The sequence below is a fragment of the Sphingopyxis sp. JAI108 genome, assembly GCF_013410105.1.
Lineage (GTDB): Bacteria > Pseudomonadota > Alphaproteobacteria > Sphingomonadales > Sphingomonadaceae > Sphingopyxis > Sphingopyxis chilensis.
This window is the reverse complement of record NZ_JACCCJ010000001.1, coordinates 2,049,309-2,071,721: the sequence shown is the minus strand read 5'-3', so window position 1 is coordinate 2,071,721 and position 22,413 is coordinate 2,049,309. Positions and strand designations below refer to the sequence as shown.

Below are 22,413 nucleotides of genomic sequence, written 5' to 3'. Positions count from 1 at the left end.
GAAAATTGCTTGGTCTGGCCGGGAAACTCAGCCGGCGCAGCTCGCTCATAACCTCGGCCTCGATTGAGGCGGCAGCGCTTGAAGACGACCAGAATCTCTTCTTCAACTGGTTGTCGCGCGCGGTACTCACCGATTCCAGGCTGCGGGCATCCTATGTCGGGGCGATGGCGGAGGCGACAGCCCGAAATGGCGCGGTGGAAGCACTGTTGCCCGTGCTCGGATCCAAGCCGTCATGGGCGAAATATTACTGGGCAGCTGTCGCGTCGCGGGCGCCGAGCCTTGCCAATGCGGCGACGTTGCGGGTCGCGGTTTCGCGACCTCCGTGGAACCAGGCGGAAATCATGGACACCGATTATGCGCTCGCGTGGCGCCTCGTCGGGGCCGGGCAGTTCGACAATGCGCGCCAGCTGGCGCGGATGTTCGAAAAGAGTGCCCCGAATATTTCGTCGACCAACAATCTGTTGGTGAACGGAAATTTTGCGCGCCAGCCACTTCTTCCACCGCTGGATTGGGCGCTGGCGACGTCGGGCCATCTGGGATCCTCGATCGATGCGAAGGGCAAGCGGCTGACCATTTCGGCAATTGCGGGCGCTTTCGGCAATGCCGCGCGGCAACTGATCGATCTGGAGCCGGGAAATTATCGCGTCGCATGGACGATCGAGGCAAATGAGGCCATTGGCGATGACTCGCTGTCGGTCAACTTGGCCTGCGCGGAAAAGGGGGTGCCCAATATCGCCATACCGCAGATGAATCTCGCGATGGGGACGCATCACCAGGACATCGTGGTGCCGACGGGCGATTGCCGTTGGTACTGGTTCTCGATCGACGCCCATGTCCCGGACGATTCGGCCGGTTTCGACGCGTTCCTGAGCAAGCTTTCGCTCACCCGCCTCCGCTGACGGAGAAGGGCGCTCGATCACGCCGCCCCGCAGGCATCTCGACACGCGCTTCGCTCGTATCGTCGCAGCCATCGTACAACTTCTTGTTCGGGGGGCTCCATCGTATATGGGGTCACCCGAATGGAGAAACCTTACTTACTGTGAAGCCTTTTCTGTCATAGCGCGTATATGTCGAGCCGCTTGGAGGCCGATCCAGGTTTGCGCGAACCTGTTTGGACCGAGGTGATAATGCTGCAGCGGATGATTATGGGCAAAATAATTCCCTTACTCGTGCGCTTGGGCGAGATGCGGCGGTCGGTCCGCCAGTTTATGGTCGCGCTGGTCGATGCGATCTTGTGCGTTCTTGCCGTTTGGGTAGCCTTTTCGCTGCGCCTCGGCGAATTCTACCCGATCGATTCATCCGCCCTGCTCGTTATGGGAGCGTCGCTCGCGCTTTGGTTCCTCGTGGCGCTGTGGTTCGGCGTCTATCGCTCGATCATCCGCTTTTCCGGTGGGCGGACGATGGCAGGCCTTGGCACCGCGGTTGCCGTCTATACCCTCCCCATGGCGGTCCTGTTCCTGGCCAATAGCTTTTCGGGCATTCCGCGTACGGTCGCGTTGATCCAGCCCATCGTTTTCCTCGCGCTGCTCGCGGTCAACCGCCTCGCTATCCGTTTCGTTCTGATCGACATGATCAGCGGCTATTGGTCCGATGGGGCGCACCGCGTCGTGGCGATCTATGGTGCCGGTAACGCGGGGCAACAGCTCGCGCTTTCCTTGCGGCATGAACCCTTGCTGCGTCTGGCGGCCTTCATCGACGACGACGCACGGCTCGCCGGGCAAAAGCTCGACGGCATCGCAGTCCATCATTCGACCGCGCTCGACCTGTTGCTGAATGACGGTTTGATCGACGAAGTCTTGCTTGCCCTTCCCAGCGCGACGCGATCGCGGCGCAAGGAAATCATCAAGGCGCTGCAGAATTTTCCGGTGACGGTCCGATCCTTGCCGAGCATGGGCAATGTGATCGAAGGCAAGGTATCGTTTAACGACTTGCGGGATGTTTCGATCGACGACCTGCTCGGCCGCGATCCGGTGAGGCCCAACGAACTGCTTCTCGGCCGGACAATCGCAGGCAAACGCGTCATGGTGACAGGGGCGGGGGGGTCGATCGGAAGCGAGCTTTGCCGTCAGATCCTGCGATCGCATCCCGCGCAATTGATCCTGCTCGAACGATCCGAATATGCGCTTTACGATATCGACATAGAATTGCGCGCGCTGGCAGCGGCGCTCGACCCGTCGATCCGGATCATTCCGGTGCTGGGCGATGTCGCCGATCCCAATGCCACGCGGCGGATATTTTCGCAGTGGCGGCCCGAAACCGTGTTTCATGCCGCAGCCTATAAACATGTGCCGCTGGTCGAAGTGAATCCCGTGGCGGGGATGCGCAACAATATTTTCGGAACGCTCAACGCTTGTCGGGCCGCCGAAGAAGGCGGAGTGAAGAATTTCGTGCTGATCAGCACGGACAAGGCGGTTCGCCCGACGAATGTGATGGGTGCGTCCAAGCGCGTTTGCGAACTCGTGCTTCAGGCGCGGGCGTCGCTCCACGGGACCCAGCGGGGCCGCACCGTCTTTACGATGGTGCGTTTTGGTAATGTCCTGGGTTCGAGCGGTTCGGTTGTCCCGCGGTTCCAGCAGCAGATACGCGAAGGGGGACCGGTCACGCTCACCCACTGCGATGTTACGCGCTATTTCATGACAATACCCGAGGCCGCGCAACTCGTCATTCAAGCCGGCGCGATGGCGAAGGGCGGGGAGGTTTTCGTGCTGGATATGGGTGAGCCCGTTCGGATCATCGATCTGGCGCGCAGCATGATCCATCTTTCAGGCATGACAATCCGCGACGAGGCCAATCCCGACGGGGATATCGAAATTCGGGAGGTCGGGTTGCGGCCGGGAGAGAAGCTTTATGAAGAGCTGCTGATCGGCGACAACCCCGAAACTACGGGCCACGAGCGCATTATGAAAGCCAATGAAGCAATGATGCCATGGGAGGTATTGGACGCCCAACTCGACAAAATGGATGAAAGCCTGGGCGCGGGCGATGCCGCGAGCGCTCTTTCGCTACTGCGCGAGTTGGTGCCCGATTTTCGCCCCCTCGACGACTTCGCGGTGCCGACGTCAAAAACGGCGAGTTGAGTCAGCGAACCCGATTCCGATCATGCTTGACTTCAATAACGCCGAGGATAACGCAACGCGTCCGGATCGGATGCCATCTTCGTTTGCTGTCGAGGCGTGGAGGCCCCCGGCTCTTCGAACTTGATTTTCGCCCGCTCAGGCCGGAAGCAGATTGCCCCTACGTCATTCTCCGCGCCCCATCGATTTCACCCTATTTGAAGGAAGGGAGTTTCCGCCCCCATGCCCAGCGGCATTAAGGTTTTAACTGTCTTTGGCACGAGACCGGAAGCGATCAAGATGGCGCCGGTCGTCCGGGCGCTCGCCAAGGCCGAGGATATCGACGCGCGCGTGTGCGTGACCGCCCAGCATCGGCAGATGCTCGACCAGGTTCTCGAATTGTTCGAGATCGTCCCCGATTATGATCTGGACCTGATGAAACCAGGGCAGGATCTGACCGACGTGACGGCTAATGTGCTTGGCGGGCTGCGACCGGTGCTCGCCGAAACCCAGCCCGATCTCGTGCTGGTTCACGGCGATACCTCGACCACCTTGGCGGCGTCGCTTGCGGCCTATTATCAGCGCATTCCGGTCGGCCATGTCGAGGCGGGGCTGCGGACCGGGAATATCCTGTCGCCATGGCCCGAGGAAGTTAACCGGAAGGTTGCCGGAACGATCGCCAGGCTGCATTTCGCTCCGACGGATCGATCGGCAGCCAATCTCGTTGCGGAAAACGTGCCCGGCGACCATGTCCATGTTACCGGCAATACCGTCATCGACGCCCTGCAGGAGGTGGTCGCGCGGATCGAGTCCGATGCCGAGTTGAATGCCGATTTGTCAGGGCGCTTCAATCTTGACCCCGAACGGCGGCTGATCCTCGTCACGGGACACCGGCGAGAAAGCTTCGGGGGTGGCTTCGAACGGATTTGCGCCGCTCTCGCCCAGCTCGCTCAGCGGGACGATGTCGAAATCATTTATCCGGTCCATCTGAATCCGAATGTGAAAGAGCCCGTCGAGCGGTTGCTTTCCGGCCTCTCTAATGTTCGGCTGATCGAGCCGCAGGACTATCTTCCTTTCGTATATCTGATGAATCGCGCGTCGCTGATCTTGACGGACTCCGGCGGGATTCAGGAAGAGGCGCCCTCGCTCGGCAAGCCGGTTCTCGTGATGCGCGACACAACCGAGCGTCCGGAGGCGATCGATGCGGGCACCGTGCGGCTGGTCGGCACCGATACCGCACTGATCGTCGACTGGGTATCCCGCCTCCTCGACGATCAGAAGGCATATGAGGAAATGAGTTTTGCTCACAACCCCTATGGCGACGGACATGCGGCGCAGCGCATTCTGGCGACAATCAGGGAATGGGCGGCAGAGACGACAGAGGCGAAGACGAATAAATGACCTATCAGTTCAATGTGATTTCCGTCATCGGCCTGGGTTATATCGGCCTGCCGACAGCCGCGATGTTCGCATCGCACAAGTTGAAGGTCATCGGCGTCGATGTGAACCCGGCCGCGGTTGAGACAATCAACAGCGGAGCCATCCATATCGTGGAACCCGATCTCGACACGGTCGTCCATGCCGCCGTCGAAGGTGGCTATCTTTCGGCGACGTTGAAGCCCGAGGCGGCAGACGCATTCCTTATCGCCGTCCCGACGCCGTTCAAGGGCGACGATCACGAGCCCGACCTCAGCTATATCGAGGCGGCGTCGCGGGCGATCGCCCCGGTTCTGCGGCCCGGCAATCTGGTTGTCCTCGAATCGACCTCGCCCGTGGGGGCAACCGAGCAAATGGCCGCCTGGCTGGCGGACGCAAGGCCGGACCTCAGCTTTCCGCAACAGGCCGGCGAAGCGTCCGATATCCGCGTCGCCCATTGCCCCGAGCGGGTCCTGCCCGGCAAGGTCATGCAGGAACTGGTCCTGAACGACAGAATTATCGGCGGCATGACCGCAACCTGTTCGGCGATGGCGTCCGATCTTTACCGGATTTTCGTCGAAGGCGAGTGCGTGATCACCAATGCGCGGACCGCCGAAATGGCCAAGTTGACCGAAAACAGCTTTCGCGATGTGAACATCGCTTTCGCCAACGAACTGTCGATAATCTGCGACAAGCTTGCCATCGATGTCTGGGAATTGATCGCGCTTGCCAATCGGCATCCGCGCGTCAGCATCCTGCAGCCCGGCCCAGGTGTGGGCGGGCATTGCATCGCCGTGGACCCCTGGTTCATCGTATCCAAAGCTCCCGACGAGGCGCGACTGATCCGCACGGCGCGCGAAGTCAACGACGGCAAACCCGGTTGGGTTCTCGCCAAGGTCGAGGCGGCGATCGACCAGTGGCTTGCGGAGCACCCCGGCAAATCCATAAGCGATGCGACGATCGCCTGTTACGGCCTGGCATTCAAACCCGACATCGACGACCTGCGCGAAAGCCCGGCGCTTGCCATTGTGAAGCAATTGGCGAAGGCGCATCCGGGCCGAGTGTTGGCGGTAGAGCCAAATATCCGCAGTTTGCCGACCGGAACGGACGGCATCATCCTGTGCGCCGATTCCGAGGCGCGAGCGCAGGGCGACATCCATATTTTGTTGGTCGATCACTCGGAATTTCGTTCGCAAGAACGGCCGGAAGGTGTAGCGATCGATACGAGAAACGCTTGGAAAGCTGCCTGACGCCGGGTCGGGAGGACAGGATAGCCGGACGGCTGAGAAAGTATTTTTGGTGATTGCTCGTAAAGTCAGTGGCGTCGAATTGTCGATTTGGACGGCTGCGTTTGCCGTCCTGGTTTCCCTCTGTGTGTCATACTACCCCATAGAAGATACCGAGCTGAAGCTTAACATACTTATCGTCCTTTCGATTACGCTATCTTATACCGTATTCGTTAATATAACCGATGTACTATATAATAAGAGATTTCTTTTTCTTATTCTTATGTCAGTTATATTTCTTATATCTGTATATTTTCATCAGATTTATAATCCGCCTTTGACGGAATATGCTGAAACAAAGCTCAGGAATCTGGTTTTTTCCTTGCTGTTCTTTTTGCTGATTGTGCCTTCTGTTTTCGTGAAGGGCGATCGCGACAAATTTCTTTTGTATGCCGTTCTGATTTTTTCGCTGATGTTCTGCGTCTTCAGTTTCTTTGATTCGTCGACAAAAGAAAATATTCGCTACAGCGCCATCGACCTGAGCCCTACCATGATGGCAAAGATCACGATCATACCTTGCATCTTCGTTCTGACATTCTTGCGGAAGGGCTTTTTTTCGAAAGCCATTCTTTTTGCTATGTTCGCTTTGGCGTCGTGGGCGACAATCCGCACCGGAAGTCGCGGCCCAATCCTGTGCCTGATCGTCGCCTATGTCTATTTTCTCTACCTGAAGAATGGCCTCAAGGGATTCGGCAAGTTCGCGATCTATGCACCTTTCATGCTGTTGACCTTCTTCGTCGCGCTATATTTCATGCCCGAGGAAATCGCCGACCGGTTTTTGCCCGATAATCTGTCGATCGAATCGAACTCGGATTCGGGTGATCGCGTATTTCTCTGGGAAATCGCGCTTAACGGCATTCGCTATTCCTGGTCGGGATATGGCCTCGGTAATTTCTCCGCCATCACCTTCCTGGCGGCGCCGCATAACGTCCTGTTGGAGATGGCTTATGAGGTCGGTGTCGCCATCGCGCTTCTCTACGCTGTTATCATCTTCAGCCCGTTCATCGGATTGTCCAAAGCGGTCGCCCGTAATTCGCAGTACACCGATTTCTTCGTCCTCCTGTATCTGACCAACCTGATATTGGCCTTGATCAGCGGGGAGGTGACGCTGACGTCGGCGTTGCTCTATATCTCCACCGGCTATCTCTGGGGCCTCGGCCGCGGGGTGTCGCCGCGACCAGCACGAAGGGAATTACCCGCCCGATATCATCATGCCGGGATCTGAATTTGCCAAAAAGCTGCTTCCGCCCCTCATCTATGCGGGGGGGCTGGGATGTCTGATGCTTTGCGACATGATCATTTCATCGGCGTTCGGCGTAGAGGATGTCGCTTATTGGTCCAAGGTCCGCGCGCTCAACGGGTTGCTGGCGATCGCGTGCCTGCTCGGCCTTGAGCAGTTCCTGGCCCGGTTTCCGGAGCGTGCTTCCAACGTGAAGCGATTGCTCCTCGTCCAGATCCCGTTGATGGCGCTGGCATCGGCCGCCGTCGTCGCCGCGACGGATTTCCTGCGCCCCTGGTTCGTCGCCGCATCGATCGGGGTCTTTTCGGCCGTGTCGATCTCGATGTTCCAATTCTATCGCGGCAGGAACATGTTCATCCTGGCGCAGATATGTCAGCAGAGCTGGAAGGGCATATTCCTCGTAGGGGTCGTCCTCTATGCGGTCATTCCGCATGACTTGAGCTTTTCGAACGTCGTGGAGATTTGCGCCCTCGTCTCGCTTGCCGCGCTGGCGTTGCTCAATTTGCTCGCGCGCGGCGGCGCGGACCTGCCAGCGCGGCAGAATGCGGTCCTTTTTTCCGGCGGCACGCGCGACGTCTATGGGATTTCGTTCCGGCTGATGGCGATCTCCTCTTTCACCGCCCTGTCGCTTTATGCCGAACAGGTACTCGTCAACGCCGTGGGTTCCGACTTCGCGGCCGCGAAATATTTCACTCACACGATCTATTTTCTTTTCACATCGTCGCTGGTCACCGGCTATCTCGCCTTCATCGGGGTTCCGTGGGCGATCCGCAACGAAGCGCGCTTCATGCGGATATTTCATGAACAGAAATGGCAGGCCATCGGCCTGTGCGTGGTGTTCGTCCTGTTGTTCCAGTTGCTCGCCTATGGCTTATGGTATGTCCTGACGCCCAAAGTCGGGAATGTGGATTTCGTCCTGCTCTCGCTCTTTTCGATCTCGTCTATCTCGCGCCTCGTCTACACTTATCCGGCATCCTATTTCGGCGCGTTCGGCGACAAGCTTTCCTATAACGACCTGATCCTCCGTCAGATCGGCTCGCTGGGCCTGGCGGTACTGGTTTTTCTTGGCCTGTTCCTGCTCTTGGACCTCCCGTCAATCTATGCGGTCGCGCTCGCTAGCGCCGGCAATTGGGTCGTGCGGACGGGGCTTGGCCTCCAACTGATCGGCACCTTCGCGTCGCGACAGGTGGCGGCATGAATCGCTTGTTCATGCTGGCGCCGCTGCCGGCGGTCAGGCGACGCACCCGGCTGGCGAAGATGGTGCCTGTCCTGCAATCGCTCGGTATAAGGGTATTCTTCCACGGCTGGGAGCGCGACAAAGGCGAAGCCGCGGAGTGGCAAAGCGACGGACTGGACGAGCGTGTCATCCTGCGCGGCGGCGGCTATGCGTCGGCGCGCGCGCGCCTCATGTACCCGCTCTGGATGGCGGCCGTTTTCTTTCGCGTGCTCGGGCTCGGACGCAAGGCCGATCTCTTTTGCCTTGGCTGGGAAACCGCCTTTCCCGCCTTGCTCGCATCTTATATCACCGGTGCGCGCATCATTTTCGACGATGCCGATCGCTTCTCACTCGTGATGAAGCTTCCGGGCGGCTTGAATCATATCGTCCAGGCGCTCGAGAAATGGACGTCACGCAAGGTCTTGCTGCACATCGTGCCCAGCCTGAGCCGGTATGAGTGGAACGGCGCCAATATGGTCGTGCTCAGAAATACGCCTTCGACGGCTGACTATGCGAAAGCTGGCGCGGTGCGGCCTGATCGCGGAACCGAACCGTTCACACTTTATGCGAACGGGTGGGTCGGTGAGACCCGGGGTGCGCCAGTCTTCCTGGCCCTGATGCAGCGGGTCGAGGCATCGCGGCTTCCCGTCAAAATGGTCGTCGCCGGCCGCGTGGACAGCAAGGCGGGGCGCGAATTGATCGCGCACCCGTATGTCAGCTATCGCGGTGAATTGGGTCAGGTCGATGCGTTGAAAATCTATCGCGAGGTGGATCTGGCGCTGACTTATTACGACCCCGCCGTTCCGATCAACCGCTTGGCCGAGTCGAACAAATGGGGCGATTGCGTATTTTTCGGGGTGCCCTTCGTGGTCAATGACGAGGTGGAGACGGCCAACCCTTTCATATCGTCCGGTGCCGCCTTTTCTCTTCCCTATCATGATGTCGACGCCCTGTTCGTGCTCGTCGCCCGGCTGGCGAAGGCGCCGGACGAAGTGGCAGCGCATGGCAAGGCGCTAGACCTCTTTCGCGAGGAGTATGGACCGTTCGATCGGCGCTTCGGCGATCTGATGTCTGCGGCCCTTGGTGCTTGATGATGCACGCCAGCCTCCCCTATTGCGCCCCATCGCCGGAATTCGGCACCAGAATTTGGCAAAGGATTTGATCATGGCCAAAAGATCAAAGCTCAAGATGAAGCTGCTGCGCATCGCGCTTCAGATCAACAGCGTCGTCATCCCGCTTTTCAGTCCCGGGCTGTCGACCCGATTCATCATCCGGATCTATCGAAAGATGGGGATGCGGTTCGAAGGCCGCCCCAACTATATTTCCTCGCGAGTGAATTTCGACGGGACCGATTATTCGCTGATATCGATCGGCGAGGGCGTAACCATTTCGTCCTATGTTCGCGTCCTTACGCACGATTGGTCACTCTACACAATCGCGAAGGCACACGGCCATTTCAGCGATCGGCCGATCGGGAAGATCAAGGCCGTGTCGATCGGCGCGTATAGTTTCATCGGCACGGGCAGCATCATCATGCCGGGAACGACTATCGGTCGCGGTTGTTTGATCGGCGCGGGCACGGTGGTGCGCGGAAATGTTCCCGACCATTCGATCATTATCGGGAGCCCAGGGGTGATCATCGGAAATACCGAGGAATTTGTCGGCCGGCAGCTCGCGAAGCTGGCGGATGACGCGAACGAGAAGGCAGTATGAAGCAAATCCTTCAAGATTTGGGTAGCGGCACGACGCAGTTGATCGATGCCCCGGCGCCGTCCGTTCGCGGCGGCCAGTTGCTGATCGACACGAGCATCTCGCTCATTTCGTCCGGGACCGAGCGGATGCTGGTCGATTTCGGCAAGGCGGGCCTGTTGTCCAAGGCGAAGCAGCAGCCCGAAAAGGTCGCGCAGGTGCTCGACAAGGTCCGCACCGACGGGCTGCTGACCACGCTCGATGCGGTGCGCTCGAAACTCGCGCAACCGATCCCGCTCGGCTATTCGAACGTCGGGCGCGTACGCGAGGTGGGTGGCAATGTTCCGGGTTTCGCTGCCGGCGACCGCGTCGTGTCGAACGGCCCGCACGCCGACGTCGTTTCGGTGCCCAAGAATCTCTGCGCCCGCATCCCAGACAATGTCAGCGACGAGGCCGCGAGCTTCACCGTCGTGGCGTCGATCGGCCTGCAGGGACTGCGGCTCGCCAATCCGACATTGGGCGAGGCTTTCGTCGTCACCGGCGTCGGCCTCATCGGCCTGTTGACCGTGCAGCTCCTGCGCGCGCAGGGATGTCGCGTCCTCGCCATCGATTTCGATCCCGCCAAGTTGGAACTCGCCCGAAAATTCGGTGCCGAGATCTGCAATCCCGGCGCGGGCGAGGACCCGGTCGCCGCCGGCATGGCTTTTTCGCGCGGCACGGGCGTCGATGGCGTGATCATCACCGCGTCGACCAAAAGCTCCGATCCGGTCACCCAGGCGGCACGGATGTGCCGGAAGCGGGGGCGGATCGTGCTGGTCGGTGTGACCGGCCTCGAACTCAATCGCGCCGATTTCTACGAAAAGGAACTGAGCTTCCAGGTGTCCTGTTCCTATGGCCCGGGTCGCTACGACTCCGCCTATGAGGATCGCGGGCAAGACTATCCGATCGGTTTCGTCCGCTGGACCGAGCAGCGCAATTTCGAGGCGGTTCTCGACCTGATGGCGGCCGGTCATCTCGACACGTCGAGCCTGATCACGCACCGCTATGCCTTCACCGATGCGACCGACGCCTACAAGACGCTGACCGACGAGAAGGGCGCGCTCGGCATTCTCCTCGACTATTCGCACGCGGTCGAGCCGCGGCATATCGCGTCGGTGCCGCTCGCCGGCAGGGTGGAAGCGTCCCCGGCCGGCAAGCCCGTCGTCGGCTTCGTCGGCGCGGGCAACTATGCTTCACGCATGCTGATCCCGGCGTTTCGCGCCGCCGGCGCGCAATTGCACAGCATCGCATCGGCGGGCGGAACGAGCGGCGTCGTTCACGGCAAGCGATTGGGCTTTTCCCATGCCACGTCCGACACGGCCGCGCTGATCGCCGACCCCGCTATCAACACCGTGGCGATCGTAACGCGCCACGATAGCCATGCGCGTTTGACGGTCGAGGCGCTGCGCGCCGGCAAGAATGTTTTCGTCGAAAAGCCGTTGGCGCTGACTCTCGAAGAACTGGCTGAAGTAGAGGAGGCGCATGCCGCGTCGGGGCAGCGGCTGATGGTGGGTTTCAATCGCCGGTTCGCACCGCTCGTCGAGCGGATGCAGTCGCTGCTGCGCGGCACGCGTGAGCCGAAGGCGTTCGTCATGGTGATGAATGCCGGCGTCATACCGGCCGACCACTGGACACAGAGTCCGGTATTCGGCGGCGGCCGCATCATCGGCGAGGCCTGCCATCTCGTCGACCTGATGCGCTTCCTTGCCGGGGCTCCGATCACGTCGGTCGAAGCGCGGCGGATGGGTGACAATGACGCCGTGAAACTGACCGAGGACAAGGCGAGCATCACGCTCGGCTTCGCCGACGGTTCGTTCGGGACGATCCATTATCTCGCGAATGGCGGAGCGTCCTTCCCAAAGGAGCGGGTCGAAGTGTTCGTTGGTGGCCGCACGCTTCAGCTCGACAATTTCTTGAGCCTGCGTGGCTTCAACTGGCCGGGATTCCGCAAGCAGAAGTTGTGGCGCCAGGACAAGGGACAGACCGGCTGTGCCGCCGCGTTCCTGAAAGCGGTCGAACGGGGCGACCCGTCGCCGATCGCCGCCGACGAACTCTTTGAAGTGGCGCGTGCCACGATCACGGCGTCCGAGCGGTTGCGCCACCAGAAATGACCGCAATCGGCGTCCAGCTTTCCACTTATCGAGCATTGGGGTTCGCCAACCTAGCGAGGGTTGCCGCCTATCGGCTGGCGCTGCGCGCGGGTGTGCATCCGGTCCAGCGCCTGACGGCAAAGGCGCCGCGTGGGCCGTTCTTCGTGGCGCGACCGTCGCCTCCTCCAGCGGGGGGCGTGGCGCGCGACGAGTGGCGGGACGAAGGAAACTGGTTCGGCATCCATGCCTTTCCCGCAACGTTGCCGCCCGATTGGCACGCCAATCCCTTCTCGGGCGCGCGTTTCGACAATTTACGGAACTGGTTCGAAATTGCCGATTTCGACTCCGGGGCGGGCGACATCAAAACGGTATGGGAAGCGTCGCGGTTCGACTGGTTGCTCGCCATGGCGCAGCGCGCCGCCCTGGGTGATGCCGCCGAACTCGATCGGCTGAATTTCTGGCTGGATGATTGGCAGAGCCACAATCCGCCCTATCGCGGCGCCAACTGGAAATGCGGTCAGGAAGCGTCGATCCGGGTCATGCACCTCGCGCTGACCGCGCTGCTCCTCGATCAGGTGGGCGATGCGACACCGGCGCTGCTCGCGCTGGTGAAACTGCATCTCGAGCGGATCGCGCCGACGATCGGTTATGCGATCGGGCAACAGAACAACCACGGCACCTCCGAAGCCGCCGCGCTGTTCATCGGCGGCAGCTGGCTTGTGTTCGCCGGCGACCGCGATGGTGCGACTTGGGCGCGAACGGGACGCAAATGGCTGGAGGAACGCGCGCGGACGTTGATCGCTGCCGACGGAAGCTTCAGCCAATATTCACTCGTCTATCACCGCGTGATGCTCGACAGCTATTCGCTTGCCGAAACCTGGCGACGTCGGCTTGGCCTGCCCGAATTTTCATCGAAACTGCGCGCTCGAATGCAGGCGGCCGTCAGGTGGATGCAGCAAATGGTCGAGCCGCGCTCGGGCGACGGACCGAATTTCGGCGCCAATGATGGCGCGCGCCTCATGGCGCTGACCGACGGCGACTACCGGGATTTTCGCCCATCGCTCCAGTGGGCCTCTACCCTGTTTCTCGGCGCGCGGGCCATTGCTGAACCCGGGGCGTGGGACCAGCCTTTGCACTGGCTCGGCATGCCGCGGCCGGAGCCGGTTTTGTCGCGGCCCCTGGGTACGAGTTTCGACGATGGCGGCTTGCATGTCCTGCGCACCGACGATGCAACCGCCTATCTGCGTTATCCGCGTTTCGCCTTTCGCCCCGGACAGAGCGACATCCTGCATCTGGATCTGTGGGTTCGGGGCGAGAATGTCCTGCGCGACGGCGGTTCGTACAGCTATAATGGCGTAGACGAGGATCTCGATTATTTCGGCGGCACGGCCTCACATAACACGGCGCAGTTCGACGGCCGCGATCAGATGCCGCGCCTCGGCCGGTTCCTGTTCGGCGCCTGGCCGAAAGCGGCGGACGTGGTCCCGGTCTCGGGGAAGGGCAATGTCGCCCATGCGGGCGCAGCCTATCGCGATCATCTGGGCGCGCGCCATCGACGAACGGTCGAATTGGACAACGAAAGCCTGCTTTGCCGCGACGAGATCGATGGCCGTGCCGCGACGGCGGTCATACGCTGGCGGCTGCCGCCCGGCGACTGGCGATTGGAAGGAAACCGGCTGGACGACGGTCGCTACCGGTTGACGGTGGAAAGCGATGCCGCGGCGACGGAGCTCCGCTTGGTCGAAGGCACCGAATCCCGCTATTATCTTCAAAAAACACCGGTTCCGGTCCTCGAAATCCACGTGGCGGTTCCCGCGATCGTCGAGACGCGGGTAAGTTTCTGACATGCACATTCTCTACCTTCACCAGCATTTCTCCACGCCGCGCGGCGCTACTGGCATCCGCTCCTATGAAATGGCGCGCCGGTTGCTGCACCATGGCCACCGCGTGACGATGGTCTGCGGCAGTTACGGCGTCGGCGCGACGGGGCTAGAAGGCCCTTTTCGCAAAGGCGCGCGGCGAGGGGTTATCGACGGCATCGAGGTGATCGAATTCGATTTGTCCTATTCGAACCGCGACGGCTTTTTGAAGCGCAGCGCGACCTTCCTCAAATATGCGTGGGGCAGCCTACGGATCGCGTTGACCCAGCCCTACGACATCGCCTTTGCCACGACCACGCCACTCACCGCGGGCCTCCCGGCAATCGCGGCGCGCCTGTTGCGGCGCAAGCCTTTCGTCTTCGAAGTGCGCGACCTGTGGCCCGAACTGCCCCGCGCCATGGGGGTCATCACCAACCCGCTGGTGCTCGGCGCCATGTCTGCGCTTGAATGGACATCCTATCATAGCGCCGATCGCTGCATCGGTCTCGCACCCGGCATAACGCAAGGCATTGCACGGCGCGGAATTGCGGAATCGGCGATCGCGACGATTCCCAATGGCTGCGATATCGATATATTCCGGTCCGGCGCAGAGCCCTGGCGCCCCGAAGGGGTTGGGTCCGACGATCTGCTGGCCATTTTCACCGGCACGCATGGCGTAGCCAACGGCCTCAATGCCGTCCTGGATGCGGCGCGCATCCTACAGGATCGCGGGCGTGACGACATCAAGGTGGCGCTGGTCGGCGACGGGAAGCTTAAAGCCGGTTTGCAGGAACGGGCCGATCGGGAGGGCCTGCGCAACCTGATCTTCCATCCGCCCGTCGACAAGGCAAAGCTGGCTGGGCTGATGGCTGGCGCCGATCTGGGTTTGCAGATCCTCGCGAATGTCCCGGCCTTTTACTACGGCACCTCTCCCAACAAATTCTTCGATTATATTGCCGCCGGACGGCCGGTGCTGAACAATTATCCTGGTTGGCTTGCCGATATCCTCGTCGAGGAAGGCTGCGGATTTGCGGTGCCGCCCGACGACCCCGCAGCTTTTGCCGACGCATTGGAGCAGGCGGCCGATGGCCGCGCGGCTCTCAAGGCGATGGGCAAGCGCGCGGCGGCGCTCGCGGAGCGCAGGTTCGACCGGTCTCGCCTCGCCGATCAATGGGTCGAGTGGGTGACGGAAGGGCGTCGGAGTTGAAACGGCTTATCGACATCATCGTTGCCGGCGGACTGCTGTTGTTGCTGGCCCCCCTGCTCATCGTGCTTGCCCTTCTGATACGGCGAAAGATGGGGCCGCCGGCGCTTTTCCGGCAGGTTCGGCCCGGCTTGCACGGTCGGCCGTTCGAGATGATGAAGTTCCGGACGATGCGCAATGCGACCGGTCCCGACGGACAATTGTTGCCCGACGTCGACCGGCTGACGCCGTTCGGCCGCTTCCTGCGCTCGACCAGCCTTGATGAACTGCCCGAGCTATGGAATGTGCTGAAAGGAGAGATGAGCCTCGTCGGTCCCAGGCCGTTGCTGATGGAATATCTGCCGCGGTACAGCATGGAACAGGCGCGGCGGCATGATGTCCGCCCGGGCCTCACGGGCTGGGCGCAGGTCAACGGGCGCAATGCCCTGAGCTGGGAGGAAAAGTTCGCGCTCGACCTTTGGTATGTCGATCGCCAGACTGTCTGGCTCGATATCAGGATATTGTGGATGACCGCGGTCAAGGTTCTCAAGCGCGACGGAATCAGCGCCGACGGTGAGGCGACGATGCCGAAATTCGAAGGGACGCGCGAGCCATGAAGTCGCTTTACGGCGTCTATGGAGCGAGCGGTTGCGGGCGGGGGGTCATGCCGCTGCTGCGTGCGGAACGCGGGAAGGGCGAAAGCCGTCTGGTATTCATCGACGACGCGCCGCAGGCGGATGCTGCCAACGGCCACGCCATCTGGACTTTCGCGCGGTTTATGGATGAGCCCGCCGCAACGCGGGCGGTGGTGCTGGCGATCGCCAATCCGCGTGTCCGCGAGACGCTCGACCAGCGCTGCGCCGAGGCAGAGGTCGCGCTGATCGGAACGACCGCCGCCAATGTCGTGATGATGGACGATGTCGAGGTCGGCCCTGGCGCCGTGCTGTCCCCTTTCGTTACCCTGACGTCGAACATCCGGATCGGGCGGTGCTTTCACGCCAATCTCTATTCCTATGTCGAACATGATTGCCTGATCGGCGACTATGTCACCTTTGCGCCGGGCGTCCGCTGCAACGGCAACGTCACGATTGGCGACCACGCCTATGTCGGGTCCGGGGCTATCATCCGGCAGGGGGTTTCGGTCGGGGTGGGCGCGACCATTGGAATGGGCGCCGTCGTGACGAAAGACGTTCCCGCCGGCGCCACCGTTATCGGCAACCCCGCCCGTATCATGGAAAAGAAATGACATGCTGAATACCGCTTTCTCGCCATGGCCCAGCTTTACCGATGCTGAGGCCGAGGCGGTCGCCGCCGTGCTGCGGTCGAACCGCGTCAATTACTGGACCGGCGAGGAATGCCGAGCCTTCGAACGCGAATTCGCCGCGTGGTCGGAAAGCGCGCACGCGATTGCCCTTGCGAACGGCACCGTCGCGCTCGACCTTGCGCTCCATGGCCTTGGGATCGGGGCGGTCAATGGTGGCGCCGCGACCGACGAAGTGATCGTCACGCCGAGGACTTTCCTCGCGTCGGCCAGCTGCGTTGTCAATGCCGGCGCCATCCCCGTTTTCGCCGACGTCGATTCGGTGAGCGGCAATATTACCGCCCAAACGATCGATTCCGTCCGGACGCCGCGGACGAAGGCGGCGATCCCGGTGCATCTGGCGGGGTGGCCATGCGACATGGACCCGATCATGGCACTGGCCGAACGGCATGGTTTCAAGGTGATCGAGGATTGCGCCCAGGCGCATGGCGCGCGCTACAAGGGGCGCAGTGTCGGGTCGATTGGTCATGTCGGTGCCTGGTCCTTTTGCCAGGACAAGATCATGACGACGGGCGGCGAGGGGGGGATGGTCACGACCAACGATTTCGACCTCTGGTCGCGCATGTGGTCGTTCAAGGATCACGGCAAAAGCTGGGAGGCGGTCTATGAACGCGCTCACCCGCCCGGTTTCCGCTGGGTGCACGAAGGTTTCGGCACGAACTGGCGGATGCTGGAGATGCAGGCCGCGATCGGCCGCTTTCAGCTCGGGATGATGCCGGGATGGACCGAGGCGCGAACGCGCAACGCCGACATCATCCGCGACGCGCTCGCGCCCTACGCCGGCCCCGATGGCGTCGTTCGGACCCCGGTGATCGGCGACAACAATAGCGTCCATGCCCAGTATAAATTCTATGCCTATGTGCGCCCAGACCGGCTCGCGGCGGGGTGGGACCGCGACCGGATCGTCGCCGAGATCGTCGCCCGGGGCGTGCCCTGCTATCAGGGAAGCTGCTCCGAAGTGTATCTCGAAAAGGCGTTCGATGGCAGCGCGTGGCGCCCGGCCGAACGCCTCCCGGTCGCGCGCGACTTGGGGGACACGAGCCTGATGTGGCTCGTTCATCCCACGCTGACCGCTGACGAAATGGCACGGACGGCAGCCGTCGCGGCCGAGGTGCTCGCGGCGGCGAGCCGCTGAGGATCGCGGCTCGCCGCGCGCGATCACGATCTCGGAGCTGGCCCTAGGTCGTGGAAATGCGGCCTTCGTAGATCGTGATCTCGACCGACTGGAGGTAGAGGGACGACCGCAACCGGTCGTTTTCGTGCCCGGAATCCCGCGATATCTGGACCTCGACATGGGTGCCGGGCATTTTGTCGCTCGCCGATGAGGTTTGTGTATAGACGCTGTCGAGCGCCGACGGGTGGTCGATGTCGAAACTCGTGGTGCTGAAACGCGTGCCCGTGGGGCCGCGCCGGAGGATGCGCGTCAGCCGCGCCGTCCCCGCGGCGCCGTCGGGGCGCGTGACGAGGTCGACGTCGACTCCCCGTGCGCAAGTCGGCGAAACGCGAACAAAATAATTCTGACTAGAAACGCTTTCGCTCTCGACCTTCATTTCAAGCCCCGGGCTGAACGTCTGTTTTCGGGGGAAGCCAAAGCACTGCGTTTCGTTCGCAATCCATTTTTGCGTATATTTGGCGGAGCTGTACCAGCCGCCTTCGACCCAACCCCTGGCCCTTGCGGGAACGCTCTCACGGATACGGATCGGCTCGCTCGAATAGAGGGTATCCGCAGCGACGGCATATATTTGCGGATGGACGATCTTGAGATCGATGACGTCCCACAGGTCGATCGCTCTTTCCTGGACCGTGCCGTTCGCACTCTGGGGGCTGAAGTTGCTGTTCAGGACGAAAACGCTGTTGGGCCCGTTGACTGATTGTCCCGGCCGATCGTTGCAAATGTCCCTGTTTTCGGGATGCGATCCGTTTTTCTCGAAATAACAGCCATCGACGGCAATCCCGCGCGATTGTTCCGCGAGCTTCAGCCCGTCGCCGACATTGCCTTCTATCGTAACGCCCCGCAGATTGAACTGGGCACATCGACCGGTCGAAATACCGCCACCCGTGCCTCTTTCGCTGCCACCCTTGTTCTTGCGGGCGCCGGCGATCCTGCCGTTGCCCTGATATTCGCCGCCGCTGATCTCGATGACATTGACCGACAATCCTGTTCGCGGACCCGCTTTGCCTTCGATGCCCCATCCTTTGTTGAAGCGCGCGTAACAATTGTCCATTCGATAGCACCAACAGTCCTCGAAGGTTATGCCCGAGCCACCGCAATTTTCGACGCGGATATTCTCCATTGCGCCGCGCGCCGAACTATGGTCGGGGTCGGAACCGGGCTCGATTTTAATCCCGTCGCCCGCCCGCGAGGTGACACGAAAATCGCGCAGCAGATGCGAGGACGAGCGAACCCGCAGGCTTCCCTTTTCGAAATAGAGCCACGTGGCATTTTTCCCGGCACCACGCCCGATGATCGCGATCTGGGCGGATTCGATCCCGCTATGCCGGACTTGGGGGGCAACGATGATATCGCCGGTCAGCCGGATCTTACCCGATGGCAGCATGATCATGCCCACATCATTTGCGGCGGCATGATCGAAGGCCGTCTGCAGGGCCTTGGTATCGTCCGCAATTCCGTCGCCGACGACGCCAAAATCCTTCGCCGATACATTATCGCGTAGCTTGTCCTCGACGGTACGCGGGACCGCGCCATCGTCGAACTGCTGGAAGCGGATCCCACTCGCTGCAGACAATTCCGCCGTTGGGCGTCGCGGCGATGGCGCCTGTTTCGATTGAGCCGGCTCGCTTCCGAGAGAATAAGCCGCGCCAGCCAGCAGAAGGCCGTATTCCCGGCGATTGATCTTTTGCATATTGTTCCTGTGCGATCGGTTTGTCGAGGGGGGAGAAGAGATGGCGCGTGCCATTCCGGATGGTCGATCCGGGCCATACAAGTCGCGATCCGATGGTTCGTCAACCCGGTTGATCGAAGGACCGGGCGCGAGGCGCGACCAGTCGACCGGCGGTCGCGCCCGAAGGCCGTGACACTGGGCGCCCGGTAGGCACCCGCATTGATCTTGCAATCGGCGTGTCGAGGCCAGACATTGGAATGAGCCGAGGAGCGACAAATGGATTTCGCGTTCGAGAATAGTTTCCACGATTCCATGGAGGGCTTTTACACGCCTGCGGAAGCCGCCAAGCCCTCGGCGCCCCGGCTGCTCATCTTCAATCATGCCCTTGCCGGGCGGCTCGGGATCGACGTCGCGGGTGCGACGGACGATCAGCTGGCGCGCGTCTTTTCGGGCGAGGAGACACCCGAGGGCGCAAATCCGCTCGCGCTCGCTTATGCCGGTCATCAGTTTGGCCATTTCTCGCCGCAGCTGGGCGATGGCCGTGCGTTGCTGCTCGGCGAGATCGTCGCGCCCGACGGCGCGCGTTTCGATATCCAGCTCAAGGGATCGGGGCCGACCGCCTTTTCGCGCAACGGCGACGGCAAGGCCGCGGTCGGCCCCGTGCTGCGCGAGTTCCTCGTGTCCGAAGCGATGGCGGCAATGGGCGTGCCGACGACACGCGCGCTCGCCGCGGTTGCGACCGGAGACAGGGTGCAGCGCGAACGCGCGCATCCCGGCGCAGTCCTCACGCGCGTCGCGAGCAGCCATATCCGCGTCGGCACCTTTCAGTTTTTCGCCGCGCATTTCGGCGCTGACCATGTCGTCCAATTGTCCGATTACAGCGTGAAGCGGCATTTTTCCGATATCGCCGACGCGGCCAATCCGCATCTGGCGCTGCTCGACCGGGTGACCGGGCTGCAATGCGAGCTCGTGTCGCAATGGCTCGGGGTGGGTTTCATCCATGGCGTGATGAACACCGACAATGTCGCGATCAGCGGCGAAACGATCGATTACGGCCCCTGCGCCTTCATGGACCGCTTTGCGGTGGGCACCGTCTTCAGTTCGATCGATGCGGGCGGTCGCTATGCCTATGGCCGCCAGCCGCAGATCATGCACTGGAACATGGCGCGCTTCGCCGAGGCGTTGCTGCCCGCGATTCACCGCGTGTCGCCGAAGGATGTCGAGGCGGCAAAGGCGATCGTCGACGCGATTCCGGGTCGGTTCCGCAGCACCTGGCATGCAAGGGTCAGGAAAAAGCTGGGTTTGGGCGGCGAAGGCACCGACGACGCCGAATTGATCGACACGCTGTTCGATGAACTCGAGGCGCATCAGGTCGATTTCACTTCCTTCTTCCGCGCGCTCGCCATGCTGCTGCGCGGCGATGGCGCGATGCTCGAAAGCCTGCTTCCGAACGCCGACGCGATGGCGCCGTGGATCGCCGAATGGTGGGACCGGATCGCGCAGGACAGCGCGGGGCCGATCGAGCATGCCGATGCGATGGACGCGGTGAACCCGCTCTATATCCCCCGCAACCATCTGGTCGAGGAGGCGCTGGAGGCGGCCGAGGCCGGCGATCTCGCGCCGTGGCTTAAATTGCTCGGCGTGGTCCGCAATCCCTATGAGGTTCGCCCTGGGCTCGAACGCTTCACGCTTCCCGCGCCGGTCGACGCGGGGCCCTACAAGACCTTCTGCGGCACCTGACGCCGGCGCGGTTGAGCCGGTGCATCGCACTTGCTACGGACGGCGCGGCATCATCCAGAGGATAAGTCATTGGCACCAATTCCCGTTTCGCCCGTCAAGATCACCGTCGTCGGGACGGGCTATGTCGGTATTTCCAACGCGATCCTGCTGGCGCAGCATAATGAGGTGGTCGCACTCGACATCGATGCGCGCAAGGTCGAGCAGCTCAATGCGAAGGAATCGCCGATCGCCGACCCGGAGATCGAGGATTATCTGGCTAACCGGGCGCTCAATCTCGTCGCGACGACCGATCGCGGCGCAGCCTATGCGGGGGCGGATTTCGTCATCGTCGCGACGCCCACCGACTATGATCCCGATACTAATTATTTCAACACGCGCACGGTCGAGAGCGTGATCGCCGATGCGCTGGTCATGGCGCCTGGCGCGCTGATCATCGTCAAATCGACCGTCCCGGTGGGGTTCACCGACCGGATGCGCGCCGAACTCGACACCGATGCGATCGTCTTCTCGCCTGAATTCCTGCGCGAGGGGCGCGCACTCTATGACAATCTCTATCCATCGCGGATCATCGTCGGCAATACGCATCCGCGCGGCGGTGAATTCGCAAGACTGCTGCTCGAAGGGTCGCTGAAGCCTGATGCCGCGATCCTGCAGACGGGCAATACCGAGGCGGAGGCGATCAAGCTGTTCGCCAACACCTATCTCGCGATGCGCGTCGCCTTCTTCAACGAACTCGATACCTATGCCGCATCGCACGGCGTCGATCCGCGTCAGGTGATCGAGGGCGTGTGCCTCGATCCCCGGATCGGCAGCTTCTACAACAATCCCTCCTTCGGTTACGGCGGTTATTGTCTGCCCAAAGACACCAAGCAGATGCTCGCCAATTACAAGGATGTTCCGCAGAATCTGATTCAGGCGATCGTGTCGTCGAACACGACGCGCAAGGATTTCGTCGCGTCCGAGGTGATCAAGCGCGGCCCGCGTATCGTCGGCATCCATCGCCTTGCGATGAAGGCAGGATCGGACAATTTCCGCGCCAGCAGCATCCTGGGCGTGATGAAGCGCGTCAAGGCGAAGGGGATCGAGGTGATCGTCTACGAACCGCTGATCGAGGAGGACCGCCTGTTCAACTCGCGCGTGGTCCGCGATCTCGATGCCTTCAAGGCCGAAGCCGACGTCATTATCGCGAACCGCGTGACCGACGATCTCGCCGACGTCGTGGACAAGGTCTATAGCCGCGACCTGTTCGGCGCCGATTCCTGACCGCTCCCACCGCGCGCAGCTCGCCGCAACGTCGGGAACCGTCCCGATCTCGGAGAGTTAGCTTGGAAATAGGGGAGAAACGGGTTGCACGGCCATATCTCGCGAGCCACAAGTGTCGACCGGTGGCCAGCAGATGAAACAATCTGAAATTTTCCGTCGATCATGCTGGGGTCCG

General features: G+C 61.5%; 17 protein-coding genes. 16 read left to right on the top strand and 1 reads right to left on the bottom strand.

Annotation, left to right across the window (positions count from 1 at the left end):
- Nucleotides 1-341: 341 nt before the first annotated feature.
- The 14 genes from HDC29_RS09970 to HDC29_RS09905 all read left to right on the top strand — a co-directional run bounded on the left by HDC29_RS09970 (nucleotide 342) and on the right by HDC29_RS09905 (nucleotide 17,527).
- Complete coding sequence (locus HDC29_RS09970; RefSeq protein ID WP_179496733.1) at nucleotides 342-899, top strand: hypothetical protein; 558 nt, start codon at nucleotides 342-344, stop codon at nucleotides 897-899.
- A gap of 246 nt (nucleotides 900-1,145) precedes the next feature.
- Nucleotides 1,146-3,077: a nucleoside-diphosphate sugar epimerase/dehydratase gene (locus HDC29_RS09965; protein WP_257018139.1), complete on the top strand. Its 1,932-nt coding sequence runs from the start codon at nucleotides 1,146-1,148 to the stop codon at nucleotides 3,075-3,077.
- Nucleotides 3,078-3,296: 219 nt separating this feature from the next.
- Nucleotides 3,297-4,454 (top strand): non-hydrolyzing UDP-N-acetylglucosamine 2-epimerase, encoded by a 1,158-nt coding sequence (gene wecB, locus HDC29_RS09960; protein ID WP_179496729.1) that lies wholly within the window; start codon nucleotides 3,297-3,299, stop codon nucleotides 4,452-4,454.
- Nucleotides 4,451-5,719 carry a UDP-N-acetyl-D-mannosamine dehydrogenase gene (wecC, locus tag HDC29_RS09955; RefSeq protein WP_179496727.1) on the top strand — a complete coding sequence of 423 codons (1,269 nt, stop codon included), beginning with the start codon at nucleotides 4,451-4,453 and terminating at the stop codon, nucleotides 5,717-5,719. Before wecB ends, wecC begins: the two co-directional genes overlap by 4 nt.
- Before the next feature lie 358 nt (nucleotides 5,720-6,077).
- Nucleotides 6,078-6,980: an O-antigen ligase gene (locus tag HDC29_RS09950; protein WP_179496725.1), complete on the top strand. Its 903-nt coding sequence runs from the start codon at nucleotides 6,078-6,080 to the stop codon at nucleotides 6,978-6,980.
- 67 nt (nucleotides 6,981-7,047) lie between these two features.
- Nucleotides 7,048-8,193: a hypothetical protein gene (locus HDC29_RS09945; protein WP_179496723.1), complete on the top strand. Its 1,146-nt coding sequence runs from the start codon at nucleotides 7,048-7,050 to the stop codon at nucleotides 8,191-8,193.
- On the top strand, nucleotides 8,190-9,302 hold the full coding sequence (locus HDC29_RS09940) for a hypothetical protein (protein ID WP_179496722.1): 1,113 nt from the start codon (nucleotides 8,190-8,192) through the stop codon (nucleotides 9,300-9,302). Before HDC29_RS09945 ends, HDC29_RS09940 begins: the two co-directional genes overlap by 4 nt.
- A gap of 73 nt (nucleotides 9,303-9,375) precedes the next feature.
- Nucleotides 9,376-9,924 carry a DapH/DapD/GlmU-related protein gene (locus HDC29_RS09935; RefSeq protein ID WP_179496720.1) on the top strand — a complete coding sequence of 183 codons (549 nt, stop codon included), beginning with the start codon at nucleotides 9,376-9,378 and terminating at the stop codon, nucleotides 9,922-9,924.
- Nucleotides 9,921-12,050: a bi-domain-containing oxidoreductase gene (locus tag HDC29_RS09930; RefSeq protein WP_179496718.1), complete on the top strand. Its 2,130-nt coding sequence runs from the start codon at nucleotides 9,921-9,923 to the stop codon at nucleotides 12,048-12,050. Before HDC29_RS09935 ends, HDC29_RS09930 begins: the two co-directional genes overlap by 4 nt.
- Nucleotides 12,047-13,873: a heparinase II/III-family protein gene (locus tag HDC29_RS09925; protein ID WP_179496716.1), complete on the top strand. Its 1,827-nt coding sequence runs from the start codon at nucleotides 12,047-12,049 to the stop codon at nucleotides 13,871-13,873. The genes HDC29_RS09930 and HDC29_RS09925 overlap by 4 nt, the downstream gene beginning before the upstream one ends.
- A 1-nt stretch (nucleotide 13,874) precedes the next feature.
- On the top strand, nucleotides 13,875-15,095 hold the full coding sequence (locus HDC29_RS09920) for a glycosyltransferase family 4 protein (RefSeq protein ID WP_179496714.1): 1,221 nt from the start codon (nucleotides 13,875-13,877) through the stop codon (nucleotides 15,093-15,095).
- Entirely contained in the window at nucleotides 15,092-15,688 is a 597-nt protein-coding gene (locus HDC29_RS09915) for a sugar transferase (RefSeq protein WP_306455569.1), read from the top strand. Before HDC29_RS09920 ends, HDC29_RS09915 begins: the two co-directional genes overlap by 4 nt.
- Entirely contained in the window at nucleotides 15,685-16,317 is a 633-nt protein-coding gene (locus tag HDC29_RS09910) for an acetyltransferase (protein WP_179496710.1), read from the top strand. Before HDC29_RS09915 ends, HDC29_RS09910 begins: the two co-directional genes overlap by 4 nt.
- Nucleotide 16,318: 1 nt before the next feature.
- The gene (locus HDC29_RS09905; protein WP_179496708.1) at nucleotides 16,319-17,527 is read left to right on the top strand and encodes a DegT/DnrJ/EryC1/StrS aminotransferase family protein; all 1,209 of its coding nucleotides are present in this window, start codon (nucleotides 16,319-16,321) and stop codon (nucleotides 17,525-17,527) included.
- A 43-nt stretch (nucleotides 17,528-17,570) separates the two neighbouring features.
- Here the strand turns inward: HDC29_RS09905 and HDC29_RS09900 are convergent, their stop codons facing one another.
- Nucleotides 17,571-19,337 (bottom strand): right-handed parallel beta-helix repeat-containing protein, encoded by a 1,767-nt coding sequence (locus HDC29_RS09900; protein WP_179496706.1) that lies wholly within the window; start codon nucleotides 19,335-19,337, stop codon nucleotides 17,571-17,573.
- A gap of 174 nt (nucleotides 19,338-19,511) precedes the next feature.
- Between HDC29_RS09900 and HDC29_RS09895 the strand changes: the two genes are divergently transcribed.
- Nucleotides 19,512-20,975: a YdiU family protein gene (locus HDC29_RS09895; RefSeq protein WP_179496704.1), complete on the top strand. Its 1,464-nt coding sequence runs from the start codon at nucleotides 19,512-19,514 to the stop codon at nucleotides 20,973-20,975.
- A gap of 69 nt (nucleotides 20,976-21,044) precedes the next feature.
- Nucleotides 21,045-22,238 carry a nucleotide sugar dehydrogenase gene (locus tag HDC29_RS09890; RefSeq protein ID WP_218844317.1) on the top strand — a complete coding sequence of 398 codons (1,194 nt, stop codon included), beginning with the start codon at nucleotides 21,045-21,047 and terminating at the stop codon, nucleotides 22,236-22,238.
- The last annotated feature ends 175 nt before the right edge of the window (nucleotides 22,239-22,413 follow it).